Source organism: Roseovarius sp., from assembly GCF_040223625.1.
In the GTDB taxonomy this organism is placed as follows: Bacteria; Pseudomonadota; Alphaproteobacteria; order Rhodobacterales; family Rhodobacteraceae; genus Roseovarius.
Genome location: NZ_JAVKFX010000049.1, coordinates 107,320 through 125,627 on the forward strand (window position 1 = coordinate 107,320; position 18,308 = coordinate 125,627).

An 18,308-nucleotide genomic window follows, 5' to 3' on the forward strand; every position below is an offset into this window, starting at 1 on the left:
CCCGACGCCGAGGCAAGCGCCATCCGCACCGGATCGCGGCTTGCACCCGCGCCCGCATGGGGCTACGCAAACGCCATGCGCATCATCCGCGACTTCACCTATCTCGACCCGGCCGACCGCGGCGCTTCCGTCGCCATCGGCAATTTCGACGGTGTCCATATCGGCCACCAGTCGGTGATCGAGCAGGCCCGCGCGGCCGGAGACGCCATCGGCGCGCCGCTGGGCGTGCTGACATTCGAGCCGCACCCGCGCCAGTATTTCGCGCCCGATGCCCCGCCCTTCCGCCTGATGAACCCCGAGGCGCGCGCCCACCGGCTGGAAAAGCTCGGCGTCGAACGGCTCTACGAGCTGAACTTCAACGCCGCCCTCGCCGGCCTGTCGCCGCGCGAATTCGCCGAGAAGGTGATCCGCGACGGGCTGGGCCTCTCGCACGTGGTGGTGGGCGCCGATTTCTGCTTCGGCAAGGGCCGCGCCGGCGATGCCGCCGATCTCGTGGCTTTTGGCAAAGAGATGGGTTTCGGCGTCACCATCGCCGAGCTGCTGGAGGGCGACAATGGCGAGGTCTCGTCCACCGCCATCCGCAACGCCCTCTCCGACGGCCGCCCGCGCGACGCCGCGCGGATGCTGGGCCACTGGCACCGCATCGACGGGCCTGTAATCGGCGGCGAACAGCGCGGCCGCGACCTGGGTTACCCCACCGCCAACATGTCGATCGAAGGCCTCCACCCGCCGAAATTCGGCGTCTACGCAGTGCTGGTCGACGTGCTCGACGGGCCGCACAAGGGCCACTACCACGGCGCCGCTTCGCTGGGCGTGCGGCCGATGTTCCACGGCGAGGTGCCCAACCTCGAAACCTTCATCTTCGACTTCTCGGGCGACCTCTATTCCGCCGACCTCTCCGTCGCGCTGGTCGAGTATCTCCGCCCCGAGGAAACCTTCGACAGCCTCGAGGCCTTCATCGCCCAGATGGACGCCGACTGTACCCGCGCCCGCGCCATCCTCGACGCATTATGACCGACGACCCTATCGACCGGACCGGCCTGCGCCCTCGCTTTTGGGAGACGACGCCGCTCAACCGCATGACCCGCGCCGAGTGGGAAGCGCTTTGCGACGGCTGCGGCAAGTGCTGCCTCAACAAGCTCGAGGACGAGGACACCGGCGAGGTAGCACTGACCCGCGTCGCCTGCCGCCTGTTCGACGACACGACCTGCCGATGCGCGCAATACGACATCCGCCACCAGTTCGTGCCGGAATGCATCACCCTGAGCCCGAAGAACCTCGACCGCAACCTCTACTGGATGCCGGAAACCTGTGCCTACAAGCTTCTGCATCTGGGCAAACCGCTCTATGACTGGCACCCGCTGATCTCGGGCACGCCCGACACGGTGCACGACGCGGGCGTTTCGGTGCAGCACGGCACCGTGCCCGAATTCGAGGTCGACGAGGACGACTGGGAAGACCACCTGATCGAGGAGCCTGGCGCATGAATTTCGCCTCCGACAATTGCGGCCCCGCACACCCCGAAGTGCTGGCCGCCATCACCGCCGCGAACCAGGGCTTTGCCCCCTCCTACGGCGCCGACGGGCTGATGGACGCCGTCCGCGAGCGCATCCGCGAGCTGTTCGAGGCGCCCGAGGCCGAGGTCTTCCTCGTGGCCACCGGCACCGCCGCCAATGCGCTGGCGCTGGCCACGCTGGCCCAGCCTTGGCAGACCATCTTCTGCACCCCGCTCGCCCATATCCAGCGCGACGAATGCCACGCCCCGGAATTCTTCACCGGCGGCTGCAAGCTCACGCTGGCGGGCGAGGGCGACAAGATGACCCCCGAGGCGCTGGATGCCGCCATCGAGAACTGGCCCGCCGGCGACGTGCACGTCTCGCAACGCGGGCCCGTGGCCCTCACGCAGGTGACCGAGATGGGCCGCGTCTACAGCCTCGAGGAGCTGGCCGCCCTGACCGAGGTGGCCCATGCCCATGTCCTGCCCGTCTACATGGACGGCGCCCGCTTCGCCAACGCGCTCGAGGCGCTCGGCTGTACCCCCGCCCAGATGACCCACGAGGCCGGCATCGACGCGTTCAGCCTCGGCGGCTCCAAGAACGGCTGCATGGGCGTCGAGGCGGTGGTCTTCTTCGACCCCGACAAGGCCTGGGAATTCGAGCTGCGCCGCAAGCGCGCCGCGCATCTCTTCTCCAAGCACCGCTACCTGTCGGCGCAGATGCTGGCCTACCTCACCGACGACCTCTGGCGCCGCTCGGCACAGACGGCCAACGCCCGCGCCACCCGGCTGGCCGAGGGGCTGAAAACCGTGCCCGGCGCCAGCTTCGAGGTCGAGCCGCAGGCCAACATGATCTTCGCCCGCCTCCCCCGCGCCACCCACCAGCGCCTGCACGCGGAAGGGGCGGTCTACGGCCTCTCCGAGGGCCCGCTCGACGACGGCGACGGCAGTGAGCCGCTGCTGGCCCGGCTGGTCTGCGACTGGTCGATCACCGAGGACGAGATCGACCGGTTCATCGCGCTGGCGAAGGGGTAAGGCCCGCCGGCGCCGCGCGCGTGGCGGCGTCGGGATTTGAGTATTTTTGCCAAGAAGAAGCCGGGACGAGCGCCCGGCCGCCGGTCAGAGCGTGCCCGAGAGGTGCATGTCGAGATCTTCCAGCCGATCCTGCCCCCAGAACATCTGCCCGTCGTCGACGATGTAGAAGGGCGAGCCGAAGACGCCGGCCGCCACCGCCTCCTCGAGGTTGGCGGCATAGGTCTCGGCCCCGCTCAGCAGCCCGCTATCGGCCAGGCCCGGGTCGAACTCTGCCCATTCGAGGCAGCTCCGGATCACATCCTCCTGCGCGATGTCGCGGTCCTCGGCCCAGACGGCCCGCAGGATGCCGTGCACCAGCGCCCCCATATGCCCGCCGCCCGCATTCTGCGCCGCGATCACGGCATAGGAGGAGGGCGCCGCGTTGGTCGGGAAATGCGCCGGCTTCAGGTTCAGCTTCATCCCCGCCTTCTTCGCCTGCCGAGGCAGGTCCTGCGCGCGATAGGCGTTGCGGACCGGGTGGCGTTCCCCCGGCGGCAGGCCCCCGGTGCGCGGGAACAGCGCCATGATGTCCAGCGGCTTGTAGGTGATCGTCGCGCCGTGCCGCCCGGCGATTTCCTCCAGCCGCGTGCCGGCCAGGTAGGAGAACGGTGACAGGGTGGAAAAATAATAATCTATATGGGCCATTTCGCCTCTCCTCGGCTCCCGCATCCTTTGCCATAGGTGACGCGCGTGCTAAGCGGTGTCAACGTCACGATTCTGTCATCGAAGGCCACCCGGGGACCCCTGCCAATGTCGATCTCGTCCGAGCCGAAGCTCATCTCCGGCAATGCGAACCTGCCGCTTGCCAATGCCATCACCCGCCGCATGTCGATGCATCGCGGCACCCGGATCGGGCTGGTCGATGCCCGCGTCGAACGGTTCAACGATCAGGAAGTGTTCGTCGAAGTGTTCGAGAACGTCCGCGGCGAGGACATGTTCATCATCCAGTCCACGTCGAACCCCGCCAACGACAACCTGATGGAACTGCTGATCATGGCCGACGCGCTGCGCCGCTCCTCGGCCAAGCGCATCACCGCCGTGATCCCCTATTTCGGCTATGCCCGGCAGGACCGGCGCACCAAGGCGCGCACGCCCATTTCCGCCAAGCTGGTGGCCAACATGATCGTCGAGGCCGGCATCGAGCGGGTGCTGACCATGGACCTGCACGCCGCCCAGATCCAGGGCTTCTTCGACATCCCGGTCGACAACCTCTACGCCTCGCCGGTCTTCGCGCTGGATATCCAGACCCAGTTCAAGGGCCATCTCGACGATGTCATGATCGTCTCGCCCGACGTGGGCGGCGTGGCCCGCGCCCGGGAACTCGCCAAGCGCATCACCGCCCCGCTCTCGATCGTCGACAAGCGGCGCGTGAAGGCGGGCGAGGTCTCGGAAATGACGGTGATCGGCGAGGTCACCGACAAGATCTGCATCATCGTCGACGACATGTGCGACACCGCCGGCACCATGTGCAAGGCGGCCGAGATCCTGCTGGAAAACGGCGCGCGCGAGGTGCATGCCTATGTCACCCACGGCGTGCTCTCGGGCCCCGCGGTCGAGCGGATCACCAATTCCAAGCTCAAGTCGATGGTCATCACCGACACGATCGCGGCCCCCGACCCGGTGAAGCAGACCCCGAACATCCGCATCCTGCCCACTGCACCGGTCTTTGCCCAGGCGATACTCAACATCTGGAACGGCACCAGCGTGTCGTCGCTCTTCGAAATCCCGACGCTCGAGCCGATCTACGAGGGCCAGTTCGGCAACTGACGGGCCTCAGTAGAGGTCCCAGTCATCCTCCGACCGCAGCGCGCCGATCGCCATCCAGCGCATCCGGGCGCGGGCGACGCGCGTGTCGCCCCATGTCCGGAAGACCAGCTCGAACCCCTCGGGCGTCACGTTGTCGGTGCTGACATCGGCGCGCATGTTCGCGGCGCTGTCCACGTCCCACATGGACAGGCTCACGAACACCGTGGGCGGGGCCTGGAACGGGCGGCTGAACTGCACCGCCCTGCGGCGCTCGCGCGGGCCCGAGCCCGTCCACATCTCGCCATCGTCCTCGAAATCCGAGAACATCACGTCGTCGCCGTCGTCGATCCCGATGGTGCGTCCCGAGAGTTCTTTCATGCGCCTTGTCTTCCGCCCTTCGATGAAGCGGTCTTATAGGTGTATTTGGACCGAAATGCGCAACAAAAAAGGAAAAGCCCGGTCCGGGGAAGGCCGCATCGGACATTCGTCGGGGTCGGTCTTCGCAATTTGGGGCCACGGGCGAGCCGGGTGGCGCCCGTCTGCGGGTGGGCGCTGCCCGGCGGCGCACCCTTGGCGCGCCTTCGCTCCGGGCCACCCGCCCCAAAAGCAAAAGGCCCCGCAACCCGGGGCCTTTCCTTGTCACGACGCGGTCGGTGCGGCCCGTTACGGCGCCGCCGCGCGCGAGGTGGTCGCAAGGCCGATCTCGTCGCCCATCGCAACCATGTCGGCCAGCAGCTTGGCGGCCTCGTCGACCGGGCCGGGCTCGTTCTTGTAGGCGTCCTGCGCCTTTTCCAGCCGGGTGTTGGCCTCGCGGATCATCTCGTCGAAATGCTCCTGCGTGACCTCCTCGCGCGGGATGGCGCGCTCGGCCAGGACCGAGATGCTTTCCGGGTTGATCTCGGCAAAGCCGCCGGTCACCACGTAGGATTGCGTGCCCTCGGCCCCCGTCACGGTGACGACACCGGGGCGCAGCGTCGTGATCAGCGGCGCGTGATCGGGCAGCGCGGTCATGTCGCCCTCGGCCCCCGGGATCTGCACTTCCCTGGCCTCGACAGAAGCCAGAAGCCGCTCGGGGCTTACCAGATCGAATTGGACTGTGTCAGCCATTCACTGTCTCCTTTGGGAGAGGATGCCGCGCCCCTTGCAGGCGCGGCGCGATGCTTAGGCGGCTTCCGCGGCCATCTTCTCGGCCTTGGCCTTCACCTCGTCGATGCCGCCGACCATGTAGAAGGCGCCCTCGGGCAGGTGATCGTATTCGCCGGCGACCACGGCCTTGAAGGACGCGATCGTGTCTTCCAGCGGCACCTGGACGCCGTCGGAGCCGGTGAACACCTTGGCCACGTCGAACGGCTGCGACAGGAAGCGCTGGATCTTCCGGGCGCGGGCCACGGTCAGCTTGTCCTCTTCCGACAGTTCGTCCATGCCGAGAATGGCGATGATGTCCTGCAGCGACTTGTAACGCTGAAGGATCCCCTGAACGTCACGGGCCACCTGGTAATGCTCCTCGCCCACGATCGACGGGTCCATCAGGCGCGAGGTCGAGTCGAGCGGGTCCACGGCCGGGTAGATGCCGAGTTCCGAGATCGCACGCGACAGAACGGTCGTGGCGTCAAGGTGGGCAAAGGTCGTGGCGGGCGCCGGGTCAGTCAGGTCGTCCGCGGGCACGTAGACGGCCTGGATCGAGGTGATCGACCCCTGCTTGGTCGAGGTGATGCGTTCCTGCATCGTGCCCATGTCGGTGGCCAGCGTCGGCTGATAGCCCACGGCCGAGGGGATACGACCCAGCAGGGCCGACACTTCCGAACCGGCCTGCGTGAAGCGGAAGATGTTGTCCACGAAGAACAGAACGTCCGTCCCCGACTGGTCGCGGAACTGCTCGGCCAGCGTCAGGCCGGTCAGCGCGACACGGGCCCGCGCCCCCGGAGGCTCGTTCATCTGGCCGTAAACCAGCGCCACCTGGCTTTCTTCCAGGTTGTCGGGCTTGATCACGTTCGATTCGATCATCTCGTGATACAGGTCGTTGCCCTCGCGGGTCCGCTCACCCACACCGGCGAAGACCGAGTAACCCGAGTGCACCTTGGCGATGTTGTTGATCAGTTCCATGATCAGAACCGTCTTGCCCACGCCGGCACCGCCGAACAGGCCGATCTTGCCGCCCTTGGAATAGGGCGCCAGAAGGTCGACCACCTTGATGCCGGTCACGAGGATTTCCGACTCGGTCGACTGTTCCTCGAAGGCCGGGGCCTGCTGGTGGATCGCCCGGGTTTCCTTGGCCTTGATCGGCGCACCCTCATCGACCGGCTCGCCGATCACGTTGATGATCCGGCCCAGCGTCGCGTCGCCCACCGGCACGCTGATCGGGCCGTCCATGTCGGTCACTTCCTGACCGCGAACCAGGCCTTCCGTGGCATCCATCGCGATGCAGCGCACGGTGCTTTCACCAAGGTGCTGCGCCACTTCCAGAACCAGCCGCTTGCCGTTGTTGTCAGTTTCCAGCGCGTTCAGGATCTCGGGCAGGTGGTCGCTGAACTGAACGTCCACCACGGCGCCGATCACCTGCGTGATTGTGCCTTTAGCGTTTGACATGTTTCGTCTCCGGTTTTCGTCAGAGCGCCTCAGCGCCCGAAATGATTTCAATAAGCTCGTTGGTGATCACGGCCTGACGCGAGCGGTTGTACTCGATGGTCAGCTTGTCGATCATCTCGCCGGCGTTGCGGGTGGCGTTGTCCATCGCAGACATCCGCGCGCCCTGTTCCGAGGCGCCGTTCTCCAGCAGGCCGCTGAAGATGGCGGTGGCCACGGCCCGCGGCAGAAGCTCGCGCAGGATCTCGTCCTCGCCCGGCTCGAAATCGTAGAACGTGCCGTCATCCTCCGCCTGCTCGTCACCGCCGACATCGGCCGGGATGACCTGCTGCATCGTCGGAATCTGGCTGACCACGTTCTCGAACCGCGAGAAGAAGATCTTGGCGACGTCGAACTCCTCGGCCTCGAACAGGTCAAGCAGCTTCGCCGCCACGGCCTGCGCGTCGGCATAGCCCACGTTGCGCACCTCGGACATGTCGACATGGTCGATGAACAGGTCCGAATGCTCCCGCTTCAGCGCGTCACGGCCCTTCTTGCCGACGGTGATGACCTTCACCGTCTTGCCGGCGGCCTTGAGCTTTTCGATCTCGGCACGGGCCAGCTTGGCGATGTTGCCGTTGAAGCCGCCGCACAGGCCCCGCTCGGCGGTCATCACCACCAGAAGGTGGGTCTGATCGCTGCCGGTGCCGCGCAGAAGCTTCGGCGCGCTCTCGCTGTCGCCGACCGAGGCGGCCAGCTTGGTCATCACCGCGTTGAACCGCTCCGCGTAGGGCCGGGCCATCTCGGCGGCATCCTGTGCCCGCCGCAGTTTCGCGGCGGCCACCATCTGCATGGCCTTGGTGATCTTGCGGGTCGATTTGACCGACTCGATCCTGTTTTTAAGGTCCTTAAGACTCGGCATTGCCTCGTCCCCCCTTATGCGAAGTCAGCGGCGAACTCGTCCAGCGCAGCCTTGAGCTTCTCCTCGGCGTCCCCGGCGATTTTCGGGTCTTCCTTGGTGATGTAGTCAAGCAGGTCCTGGTGCTTCGACCGCAGATGGTTGAGCAGCCCGTCCTCGAACCGGCCGACCTCGCTCACCTTCAGCTTGTCGAGATAGCCTTTCGTGCCGGCATAGATGACACAGACGATCTCGGCGTTGGTCAGGGGCGAGTACTGCGGCTGTTTCATCAGCTCGGTCAGGCGCGCACCCCGGTTCAGCAGCTGCTGGGTCGCGGCGTCGAGGTCCGAACCGAACTGGGCGAAGGCCGCCATCTCGCGATACTGGGCGAGCGACAGCTTCACCGGGCCGGCGACCGATTTCATCGCCGAGGTCTGGGCCGACGAACCAACCCGGCTCACCGACAGACCGGTGTTCACGGCCGGGCGGATACCCTGGTAGAACAGCTCGGTTTCGAGGAAGATCTGGCCGTCGGTGATCGAGATCACGTTGGTCGGAATGAAGGCCGACACGTCGCCGCCTTGCGTTTCGATGATCGGCAGCGCCGTCAGCGAGCCCGCACCGTTTTCCTCGTTCAGCTTGGCCGAACGTTCCAGCAGGCGGGAGTGAAGGTAGAAAACGTCGCCCGGGTAGGCTTCACGCCCCGGCGGACGGCGCAGCAGAAGCGACATCTGGCGATAGGCCACGGCCTGTTTCGACAGGTCATCGTAAACGATCAGCGCGTGGCGGCCGTTGTCGCGGAAATGCTCGGCCATGGCGGTTGCCGAATAGGGCGCCAGGAACTGCATCGGCGCCGGGTCCGACGCGGTGGCGGCCACGACGATGGAGTATTCCATCGCGCCGTTCTCTTCCAGCTTCTTCACCAGCTGCGCCACGGTCGACCGCTTCTGGCCGACGGCCACGTAGACACAGTAGAGCTTCTGGCTCTCGTCGTCGCCGGCGGCCTCGTTGTAGGATTTCTGGTTCAGGATCGTGTCAAGCGCCACGGCGGTCTTGCCGGTCTGACGGTCGCCGATGATCAGCTCGCGCTGGCCGCGGCCGATCGGGATCATGGCGTCGACCGATTTCAGGCCGGTCGCCATCGGCTCGTGCACCGATTTACGCGGGATGATGCCCGGCGCCTTGGTGTCGGCCACGCCGCGGGTCTTGGCGCCGATCGGGCCCTTGCCGTCCAGCGGGTTGCCCAGCGCGTCCACGACCCGGCCCAGCAGCTCGTCACCGATCGGAACGTCCACGATCGACTTGGTGCGCTTGACGGTGTCGCCTTCCTTGATCTCGCGGTCCGAGCCGAAGATCACGACGCCGACGTTGTCGGTTTCGAGGTTCAGCGCCATCCCCATGACGTTGCCCGGGAATTCCACAAGCTCACCGGCCTGCACGTTGTCGAGCCCGTAAACCCGCGCGATCCCGTCACCGACCGAAAGAACCCGGCCGACCTCGGCCACTTCGGCCTCTTTGCCGTAGTTCTTTATCTGGTCCTTCAGGATCGCAGAAATCTCTGCAGCTTGGATACCCATTTATCCGACCTCTTTCATTGCGTTCTGGAGGGAATTGAGGCGCGAGCGGATCGAGGTATCGATCATCTTCGAGCCCACCTTGACGATAAGACCGCCGATGAGGCTTTCATCGACGGTCGCATTGATGTTGACGTCCTTGCCCACGGAGGCCTTGAGCGTCTTGGCAAGTTTCTCCGACTGGGTCTTGGTCAGCGCCTTGGCGCTGGTCACGTCGGCGGTCACCTCGCCCTTGTCCTCGGCAATCATCTCGCGCAGCTTCACGATCAGTTGCGGCAGCACGAAGAGGCGGCGCTTCTCGGCCATCAGGCCCAGCCCGTTCTTCAGCACCGGCTCGAGGCCCATCTTGTCGGCAATCGCCGTAATCGCCGCCTTCTGCTCCGACCGGGGCACGACCGGGCTGGCGATCAGCTCGGCGAACTCGTCGCTGTCGTCCAGCGCGGTGGCAAGATCGGTCACGTTGGATTCAAGTTTCGCCAGAGACTTGTCGTCTTTCGATATCTCGAAAATGGCGGTGGCATAGCGCGCGGCGTTGCGGGAGGTGATCGAAGCTGGTTCGGACACGTCCACCCTTCCGATTTCTGGCCCCGGTTCAGCAAAATGACGGCATAAGCATGCCGTCGTCCGGGGGCGTTAGGACACGATGCCTGTCTGTAAACATCGAAATTCGGCTGGGGTGTAGCAGAGCCTTGCGGACCTAGCAAGCGGCTTGAAACCAACGGTATACAATTGAATACTGAGCGTTTTCAAAGGGTTAATTCACCTGCGACCGAATGCGCATATTTTCCACCAAGAAAAACCTGTGGATTTCTTCACGAAACCGCGATTCCTTCGCGCGGCGGCCCCGCGGAACGCCTTGCGGCAAAGGCCTGTCGTTAGCGCCATCATCCCCCGCGGCCCGGCGCGGCCACCTGCGGCGACGGACGCGCGCACCGACGCGATACCGACAAAATACCGACGTTATACCGACGTCACACCGGCTTGGCCTCGGGCTTCGGCTGAAGCACCCCCAGCGGCTTCCTGACCGTCTCTCTCAGCCCCGGCCCGATCGGCGCCTGCACCCGTTTCGTCGCCATCACCAGCAGCACCCCGCCCGCCGCCACCACCGACAGCGAGCCGCCCAGCTTCTCCCACATGCCGGAAGTCTTGCGCCAGAACCGCTTCTCCGAGGGCGGCTGGTACAGTGTCGTGGCATGGCCCTCGGGAAGAAAATTATGCGATTTCAACTGGTTCTCAAGCTGGCTCTGGGTATAGGGCCGGCCGAAGCCGAACGGCGTCCGGTCACTCCGCGACCACAGGCCCGCGCGGTTCGGCACGATGAACAGCGCCGATCCCCCCGGCCCCAGCACCCGCCAGCATTCCTCCAGTAGCGCGCTCGGCTGCTCGCTCGTCTCCAGCCCGTGCACCACCAGCAGCTTGTCCACGTGCCCGGTCTCGACCGGCCACCATGTCTCCTCGCACAGAACCGAGACATTCGGCATCCCCTGCGGCCACCCGATCACCCCCTGCGGCGCCGGCATGCAGGCGATGACCCGTTTGCTTTCAGCCAGATAGGGCCGCAGGAACGGCACCGCGAAGCCGAAGCCCAGCACGGTCTGCCCCTTGGCCTCGGGCCAGAACGCCTGCACCTCGGCGCGGATGATCTTCTGCGCAGCCCGGCCCAGCGCACTGCGGTAATAGAAATTCCTAAGATCCTGCACATCAAGATGCATTGCAGCCGCTGTCCCGATCAGTCAGTCTGAAGGGTATCAGTAACCGGCCAATGGGGAAACACAATGACACTGCAGATCGAAACCGTTCCCTGCCTGTCCGACAATTATGCCTTCCTCGCGCATGATCCGGACACCGGCGAGACCGCGGTGATCGACGTGCCCGAAGCGGCCCCGATCCTCAAGGCGCTGGCCGACAAGGGGTGGACCGCGACCCAGGTCCTGATCACCCACCACCACGCCGACCACGTGCAGGGGCTCGACGCGCTCCTTACCAAGCACGACGCCAAGGTCGTGGGCGCTGAAGCCGACGCCCACCGCCTTCCGCCGCTCGACACCGCCGTTAAGGAAGGTGAAACCATTCGCATCGGCAACGAAAGTGGCGAGGTGATCGACGTCTCCGGCCACACCGTCGGCCACATCGCCTTTCACTTCCCCGGCTCCAGGGTCGCCTTCACCGCCGACAGCCTGATGGCGCTCGGCTGCGGCCGGGTGTTCGAGGGGACCATGCCGCAGATGTGGGAAAGCCTGCAGAAACTCGCGGCCCTACCGCCCGACACCACCATCTGCTCGGGCCATGAATACACTGCCGCAAACGCCCGTTTCGCCCTGACCATTGATCCCGACAATCCCAAGCTTATATCCCGGTCAGAGGCGGTCGAAACAGCCCGGGCGAACGGCCAACCCACCGTGCCCTCCACCCTCGCCGAAGAGCTCGCCACCAACCCGTTCCTGCGTGCAGGGGATGCGCGCATTCAGGACCATCTGGGCCTGACAGGCGCCAATCCGGCCGAGGTCTTCGCCGAGATCCGGACGCGCAAGGACAATTTCTGAAAATCCCCGACCGTTTCCGGCCGGGCACAAAATAGGTGCAAAACCTCAATAACGTTTAGAAATGTGATCGGATGCCACGAAAAAAAACTTGAAGGAACCGGCAGATCGACCAAACTTTAAACCTATGAGGTCAAGACTCCGGGCAGGCCCCGGACGCAGATCAGAAGGAGCACAGGAAAGTGCCATCATTCTCGACGACACTTGAGCAGGCAATTCATGCGGCCCTCGCGCTGGCCAACGCGCGGCGGCACGAATTTGCGACGTTGGAACATCTTCTCTTGGCCCTGATCGACGAGCCCGACGCCTCGCGCGTGCTCAAGGCATGCTCGGTCGATACCGAGGATCTGCGCGCGACGCTCGTGGAATTCATCGACGAGGACCTGTCGAACCTCGTCACCGACATAGACGGCTCGGAAGCGGTGCCCACCGCCGCCTTCCAGCGCGTGATCCAGCGCGCGGCCATCCACGTCCAATCCTCCGGCCGCACCGAGGTGACCGGCGCCAACGTGCTCGTCGCCATCTTCGCCGAGCGCGAGTCGAACGCCGCCTACTTCCTGCAGGAACAGGACATGACCCGTTACGACGCGGTCAACTTCATCGCCCACGGCGTCGCCAAGGATCCGGCCTATGGCGAAACCCGTCCCGTGCAGGGCGTCAGCGACATGGACGGCGAGAAGTCGAAATCCGAAAGCAGCGGCCCCGAGGCCGTGGAACAGGGCGAAAGCGCCTTGGCCAAGTACTGCGTCGACCTGAACGAGAAATCCCGCCGCGGCGATGTCGACCCGCTGATCGGCCGCGACCACGAGGTCGAGCGCTGCATCCAGGTGCTCTGCCGCCGGCGCAAGAACAACCCGCTCCTCGTGGGCGATCCGGGCGTCGGCAAGACCGCCATCGCCGAGGGACTCGCGCACAAGGTCGTGCAGGGTGAAACGCCGAAAGTTCTTTCAAAAACAACGATTTACTCGCTCGACATGGGCGCGCTGCTGGCCGGCACGCGCTATCGCGGCGATTTCGAGGAACGCCTGAAAGCGGTCGTGACCGAGCTCGAGGCGCACCCCGACGCGGTGCTCTTCATCGACGAGATTCACACCGTCATCGGCGCCGGCGCCACCTCGGGCGGCGCGATGGACGCCTCCAACCTCCTGAAGCCCGCGCTTCAGGGCGGCAAGCTGCGCTGCATGGGCTCCACCACCTTCAAGGAGTTCCGCCAGCATTTCGAGAAGGACCGCGCCCTCTCCCGCCGGTTCCAGAAGATCGACGTGGTCGAGCCCACGGTCGAGGACGCGATCAAGATCCTCAAGGGCCTCAAGCCCTATTTCGAGGATCACCACAGCGTCAAGTACACCAATGACGCGATCAAGTCGGCGGTGGATCTCTCGGCCCGCTACATCAACGACCGCAAGCTGCCCGACAAGGCCATCGACGTGATCGACGAGGCCGGCGCAGCCCAGCATCTGGTCGTCGCCTCCAAGCGGCGCAAGTCGATCGGCCCGAAAGAGATCGAGGCCGTGGTCGCCAAGATCGCGCGCATCCCGCCGAAGAACGTCTCCAAGGACGACGCGGAGATGCTCAAGGATCTCGAAGGCGCGCTCAAGCGCGTGGTCTTCGGGCAGGACAAGGCCATCGACGCCCTGTCGAGCGCCATCAAGCTGGCCCGCGCGGGCCTGCGCGAGCCAGAGAAGCCCATCGGCAACTACCTCTTCGCCGGCCCGACCGGTGTGGGCAAGACCGAGGTTGCCAAGCAACTGGCCGACTCGCTGGGCGTGGAACTGCTGCGCTTCGACATGTCGGAATACATGGAGAAACACGCCGTCTCCCGCCTGATCGGCGCGCCTCCGGGCTACGTGGGCTTCGACCAGGGCGGCCTGCTGACCGACGGGGTGGACGAACATCCGCACTGCGTTCTCCTCCTCGACGAGATCGAGAAGGCGCACCCGGACGTGTTCAACATCCTCCTGCAGGTGATGGACCACGGCAACCTGACCGACCATAACGGCCGCACGGTGAACTTCCGCAACGTGGTGCTGATCATGACCTCGAACGCCGGGGCGACGGAACAGGCCAAGGCCGCCATCGGCTTCGGCCGCGACCGTCGCGAGGGCGAGGATACCGAGGCGATCGAACGCACCTTCACGCCGGAATTCCGCAACCGGCTCGACGCGGTCATCTCCTTCGCGCCGCTGCCGAAAGAGGTGATCCTGCAGGTGGTCGAGAAGTTCGTGCTGCAACTGGAAGCCCAGTTGCTTGACCGGAACGTGACCATCGAACTGACCGAACCCGCCGCCGCATGGCTTGGCGAGAAGGGCTATGACGACAAGATGGGCGCGCGCCCGCTCGGCCGCGTCATCCAGGAGCACATCAAGAAACCGCTCGCCGAAGAGCTTCTGTTCGGCAAACTGTCCAAGGGCGGCATCGTCAAGGTTGGAGTCAAGGACGGCAAGATCGATCTTCAGTACGAAGGTCCGAGCCGTCCCCGTCTGTCGGGAAAAAAGCCGCCACTTCTGACGGCTGACTGATGTCACCGTCGCGATTTGCGGCACTGATTGGCGCGGCCCTCTGGGCCGCGCCTTCGTTTGCGGAGCCCCCGCAGCTTTCCCTCCCCATCGACTGCACCCTCGGGCAGACCTGCTTCATCGAGGATTACGTCGATGCCGATCCCGGCCCCGGCCAGCACGACTATACCTGCGGCCTCAAAAGCCGCGACGACCATCGCGGCACCGATATCACCCTGCCCTCCTTCGACGCGATGGAAAGTGGTGTCGCCGTCCTCGCCGCCGCCCCCGGCCGCGTTGCCGCCCTGCGCGACGGCATGGCCGACATCGCCGTCACCGACGACACCCGCGACACCATCCGCGGCCGCGAATGCGGCAACGCCGTGCGCCTCGACCATGGCGGCGGCTGGCAGACCCTCTATTGCCACATGAAGAACGGCTCCCTCACCGTGCGCGAGGGGCAGAGCGTGGCGGCAGGCGATCCGCTCGGCCTCGTCGGGCTCAGCGGGCTGACCAACAATCCCCATATCCACCTGACCGTGCTGAAGGACGGCGAGATCATCGACCCCTTCCGGCCCGACGGCGCCCGATGCGGCGCCGCCCCCGACAACGGCCTCTGGAAATCCGCCCTCGACTACACGCCCACCGGCCTCTTCACCGCCGGTTTCTCCACCGCCGTCCCCACGCTGGACGATGTCCAATCCGGCGCCGCCCGCGTCTCGCAATCCACGCCAGACCAACCTCTCGTCCTCTACGGCCACGTCTTCCATGCCGAACCGAAAGACACCCTGACCCTCATCGCCACCGGCCCCGGGGGCGAGGTCTTCTCCCGCACCGTCACCCTGATCGACCCCCAGCCCCAGCTTTTCCGCGCCTATGGCCGCCGCAGCCCCGACGGCGGCTGGCCCGCGGGCCAGTATCGCGGCTATGTCACCCTGAAGCGCGGCGACACCCTCATCGCCGCCCGCCACGCCGACATCACCGTCAGCCGCTAGCGCCCTATTTCTCGGTAATCTTCAGCTCGATCCGCCGGTTCTGCGCGCGGGCCTCTTCGGTATCGGCAGTGTTCACCGGCTGATACTCCCCGAACCCGTTCGCCGAAAGCCTCTCGGGGTCCATCCCCAGATCGTCGATCATGTAGCGCACCACCGACAGCGCCCGCGCCTGGCTCAGGTCCCAGTTATCCTCGAACTCCCGGCTGTTGCGGATCGGAATGTCATCCGTGTGCCCGTCGACCTGCAACACCCAGTCGATGCCATCCGGAATCTCGTCGGCCACCCCGCGCAGGATGTTCACCACCTTGGCGATCTCGGTCTTGCCGGCCTCTTCCAGTTCGGCCTCGGCCGGCGCGAACAGCACCTCCGACGAGAACACGAACCGGTCGCCCACGATCCGCACGCCCTCCTGGTTGCCCAGCACCTCGCGCAGCCGCCCGAAGAAATCCGAGCGGTATTTCTCGAGATCCTCGTTCTGCGCCTGAAGCGCGTTGCGCTGCTCTTCCAGCCGCTTGGCCTTTTCCTCTTCCAGCTGCCGCCTGCGCCGCTCCTCGGCCGCGGCCCGGGCCAGCGCCACGTTCAGGTCTTCGCCCAGCGATTCAATCTGCACGTTCGCCGCCGCCTCGCGCGCCTTGGCGTCATCCAGCAGCGCCCGCAACTCGCCAAGCTGCTGCCGAAGCGACGCCACCTGCCGGTTCAGCAATTCCTGCTGCTTCTGCGCCTCCGACGCGAGGTCGGCCTGCTTCTCGCGCCCCGCCTCGGCCTCGGCCAGCTTGCGCCGCGCCTCTTCCAGCAGGATCTGGCGCTCCTCGGCCTTGCTGATCTCGGCCTGCGCATCGCGCTCGGCGGCCAGCTTCGCCGCCAGCGCCTGCGCCAGCTGATCGCGGATATCCTCGACCTCCTCGTCGCTCGCGGCGGCCTGTTTCTCGGCCGCCAGCTTGGCGGCCAGCGCGGCGGCCAACTGCTTGCGCACGTCCTCGGAACTCACCGCCTCGGCCTCGGCGGCCTCGTTCGCCGCCAGCACCTCGGCCAGCCGCCGGCGCACCTTCTGCAGCGCCTCCTCGGTCCGGTCGAGCCGTGCCTGCAACTCGGCGATCAGGTCGGCATCCTCGACCGCCTCGTTCTCGGCGGCGGTCTTCGCGGCCAGCGCCTCGGCCAGCTTCTCCTCGAGGCTCTTCGCCTCGCCCGCCAGCGTCTCGCGCTCGTCCCGCAACGCGGCCAGCTGGGTCTCCAATCGCGCCAGCCGCTCTTCCAGCTCCGCGCTTTCCGTACCCGCCTCCGACTGCGCCTCCCGCGCCGCCGCCAGCCGGGTTTCGAGGTCGGCCTTCTCCTGCGCCAGCGCCTCGGCCGAGGCCCGCGCCTGCGAAAGCTGCGTCTCCAGCTCCACCTGCCGCGCCTCGAGCTCTTCGCCCGTGGCCTGCGCCTGCGCCAGTTCGGCCCTCAGATCATCGGCCTCGCCCGCGACGCCCTCCGACTCCGCAAGCTGCGACTTCAACGCCACCGTCTCGTCCTGCAACGCCTGCCCCACCGCCTCGGCCTGCGAAAGCTGGGTGGCCAGATCATCCCGCTCCGCCGCCAGCGCCTCCGCCTCGGCCTCGGCTTCGGCCAGCCGGGTTTCCAGCGCGCTCACGCCCGCCAGTTCCGCCTCCAGTGCCGCCAGCCGCTCCTCCAGTTCGCCCCGGCTCGCCTCCATCGCGTCCTGCTGCTCGGCCAGCTCCGCCTGCGCCACCTCGGCCTCCGCCTGTGCCGCGGCCAGCGCGACCTCGGCCGAGGCGATGCGCTCCTCCAGCGTCCGGTTCTCTTCCGCCCGGCCCTCCGCAAGGCTCTGCGCCTCGCTCAGCTCAAGCCGCAACTCCTCCAGCGTCTTGCCCTTGTCCTCGGCATCGGCCAGCGCGGCGGCCAGTTCCGCCTCCATGTCCTCAAGCGTGCTGGCCCGCGCCACCGCGTTGCCCTCGGCCTCCGACACCTGCTCTTCCAGCTCCGCGATCCGGGCATCCTTCTCGTCGATGGCCAGCTGCGCGGTGGTCAGCTCCTCGCTGATCTGGTCCTGCGCCAGCAGCGCGGCGGCCAGCTGGATATCGAGGTCCTCCTCGGCATTCTCCGCCGCCGCCAGGAGGGTCAGCGTCTCCTCGGCCCGGCGCCGCTCCTCCTCCAGCGCCAGCGTCATCGAGGTCAGCTCGGTCTCGGCATTCTCCAGCTTCTCCTGCAACGCCTCCGCCGCTGCCGCCTCGGCCAGCCGCAGCTTCTCTTCCTCGCTCAATTCCTCTTCCAGCGTCTCCACCTGCCCCGACAGGTTGGCGACCTCCGCCTGCTCCTCGGCATAACGCCGCCGCAGATCGGCGATCAGCGCCTCCAGCGCCTCGCGCCGGGCGGCGGCAAGGCGGGCCTCCTCGGTCTGGGCGTCGATCTCCTCGCGCATGTTGGCCAGCGCAAGGTTGAGCTGCTCCTGTTCCGACAGCAATTCCTCCTGCCGGTCCTCCAGCTCGGCGATGGTGCCGAGGTTGGTCTCGCGGTCCGACAACAGGCTCGCCACCTGCTCCTCGAAACTGGCGATGCGGGACTGCGCGGCGGCCAGCGCCTCGTCCTGCTCGGCCCGCGCCTGCCGCAGGCTGTCGATCAGGGCGGTCTGCTGTTCCTGTTGCTGGCGGGCATCGGTCAGCGTGCTGGTCAGCTCGCCCACCCGCTCGCTCAGCGTGGCGTTGCGGTCCTGTTCTAGCCCCAGCGCCCGGCTCAGCGCCGCCACCTCGGCCGACAGTTCATCAAGCTTGCTGGCCTGCCCGCTGATCGTCTCGCGCAACACGAACTGCACGATCATGAAGATCGTCAGCACGAACATCAGCACCAGCAGAAGGCCGGTCATCGCATCGACGAAGCCGGGCCAGATCGAGGATTGAAAGCGTTGTCCGGTGCGGCGGGACAGGGCCATGGA

16 protein-coding genes are annotated in these 18,308 nt (G+C 66.2%); 7 read left to right on the plus strand and 9 right to left on the minus strand.

Annotation, left to right across the window (positions count from 1 at the left end; genetic code table 11):
• Positions 1-75: 75 nt before the first annotated feature.
• The 3 genes from RLN94_RS15465 to RLN94_RS15475 are packed head-to-tail and all read left to right on the plus strand — an operon-like array spanning position 76 to position 2,530.
• Positions 76-1,014, plus strand: a complete 939-nt coding sequence (locus RLN94_RS15465; RefSeq protein WP_350128193.1) for a bifunctional riboflavin kinase/FAD synthetase — start codon at positions 76-78, stop codon at positions 1,012-1,014.
• The gene (locus tag RLN94_RS15470) at positions 1,011-1,487 is read left to right on the plus strand and encodes a YcgN family cysteine cluster protein (protein ID WP_350128190.1); all 477 of its coding nucleotides are present in this window, start codon (positions 1,011-1,013) and stop codon (positions 1,485-1,487) included. Before RLN94_RS15465 ends, RLN94_RS15470 begins: the two co-directional genes overlap by 4 nt.
• On the plus strand, positions 1,484-2,530 hold the full coding sequence (locus RLN94_RS15475) for a threonine aldolase family protein (RefSeq protein ID WP_350128186.1): 1,047 nt from the start codon (positions 1,484-1,486) through the stop codon (positions 2,528-2,530). The genes RLN94_RS15470 and RLN94_RS15475 overlap by 4 nt, the downstream gene beginning before the upstream one ends.
• A gap of 84 nt (positions 2,531-2,614) precedes the next feature.
• Here the strand turns inward: RLN94_RS15475 and RLN94_RS15480 are convergent, their stop codons facing one another.
• Positions 2,615-3,214 carry a 2-hydroxychromene-2-carboxylate isomerase gene (locus RLN94_RS15480; protein WP_350128183.1) on the minus strand — a complete coding sequence of 200 codons (600 nt, stop codon included), beginning with the start codon at positions 3,212-3,214 and terminating at the stop codon, positions 2,615-2,617.
• 105 nt (positions 3,215-3,319) lie between these two features.
• On the opposite strand from RLN94_RS15480, the gene RLN94_RS15485 reads away from it, so the two are divergent.
• Positions 3,320-4,336: a ribose-phosphate pyrophosphokinase gene (locus tag RLN94_RS15485; RefSeq protein ID WP_350169214.1), complete on the plus strand. Its 1,017-nt coding sequence runs from the start codon at positions 3,320-3,322 to the stop codon at positions 4,334-4,336.
• Positions 4,337-4,342: 6 nt separating this feature from the next.
• Here RLN94_RS15485 and RLN94_RS15490 read toward each other — a convergent pair whose 3' ends face one another.
• The 7 genes from RLN94_RS15490 to RLN94_RS15520 all read right to left on the minus strand — a co-directional run bounded on the left by RLN94_RS15490 (position 4,343) and on the right by RLN94_RS15520 (position 11,061).
• Complete coding sequence (locus RLN94_RS15490) at positions 4,343-4,693, minus strand: H-type lectin domain-containing protein (RefSeq protein WP_350128177.1); 351 nt, start codon at positions 4,691-4,693, stop codon at positions 4,343-4,345.
• 285 nt (positions 4,694-4,978) lie between these two features.
• The gene (locus RLN94_RS15495; protein WP_350158669.1) at positions 4,979-5,422 is read right to left on the minus strand and encodes a F0F1 ATP synthase subunit epsilon; all 444 of its coding nucleotides are present in this window, start codon (positions 5,420-5,422) and stop codon (positions 4,979-4,981) included.
• 54 nt (positions 5,423-5,476) lie between these two features.
• The gene (gene atpD, locus RLN94_RS15500; protein WP_350117474.1) at positions 5,477-6,901 is read right to left on the minus strand and encodes a F0F1 ATP synthase subunit beta; all 1,425 of its coding nucleotides are present in this window, start codon (positions 6,899-6,901) and stop codon (positions 5,477-5,479) included.
• 19 nt (positions 6,902-6,920) lie between these two features.
• Positions 6,921-7,799 (minus strand): F0F1 ATP synthase subunit gamma, encoded by an 879-nt coding sequence (locus RLN94_RS15505; RefSeq protein ID WP_350117475.1) that lies wholly within the window; start codon positions 7,797-7,799, stop codon positions 6,921-6,923.
• Between the two features lie 14 nt (positions 7,800-7,813).
• Positions 7,814-9,352 (minus strand): F0F1 ATP synthase subunit alpha, encoded by a 1,539-nt coding sequence (gene atpA / locus RLN94_RS15510; protein ID WP_350158668.1) that lies wholly within the window; start codon positions 9,350-9,352, stop codon positions 7,814-7,816.
• Positions 9,353-9,919 (minus strand): F0F1 ATP synthase subunit delta, encoded by a 567-nt coding sequence (locus RLN94_RS15515; RefSeq protein WP_350169217.1) that lies wholly within the window; start codon positions 9,917-9,919, stop codon positions 9,353-9,355.
• A gap of 401 nt (positions 9,920-10,320) precedes the next feature.
• The gene (locus RLN94_RS15520) at positions 10,321-11,061 is read right to left on the minus strand and encodes a methyltransferase domain-containing protein (protein ID WP_350133171.1); all 741 of its coding nucleotides are present in this window, start codon (positions 11,059-11,061) and stop codon (positions 10,321-10,323) included.
• A gap of 63 nt (positions 11,062-11,124) precedes the next feature.
• On the opposite strand from RLN94_RS15520, the gene gloB reads away from it, so the two are divergent.
• From gloB to RLN94_RS15535, 3 genes are all read left to right on the plus strand, one after another.
• Positions 11,125-11,892 carry a hydroxyacylglutathione hydrolase gene (gene gloB, locus RLN94_RS15525; RefSeq protein ID WP_350158666.1) on the plus strand — a complete coding sequence of 256 codons (768 nt, stop codon included), beginning with the start codon at positions 11,125-11,127 and terminating at the stop codon, positions 11,890-11,892.
• Positions 11,893-12,071: 179 nt separating this feature from the next.
• Positions 12,072-14,408, plus strand: coding sequence for an ATP-dependent Clp protease ATP-binding subunit ClpA (gene clpA, locus RLN94_RS15530; RefSeq protein ID WP_350169220.1), 2,337 nt, complete (start codon positions 12,072-12,074; stop codon positions 14,406-14,408).
• Entirely contained in the window at positions 14,408-15,379 is a 972-nt protein-coding gene (locus RLN94_RS15535) for a M23 family metallopeptidase (protein WP_350129314.1), read from the plus strand. The genes clpA and RLN94_RS15535 overlap by 1 nt, the downstream gene beginning before the upstream one ends.
• Positions 15,380-15,383: 4 nt before the next feature.
• Here RLN94_RS15535 and RLN94_RS15540 read toward each other — a convergent pair whose 3' ends face one another.
• A complete protein-coding gene (locus RLN94_RS15540) occupies positions 15,384-18,305 on the minus strand; it encodes a peptidoglycan -binding protein (protein WP_350129310.1) in 2,922 nt (973 codons plus the stop codon).
• Positions 18,306-18,308 lie beyond the last annotated feature (3 nt).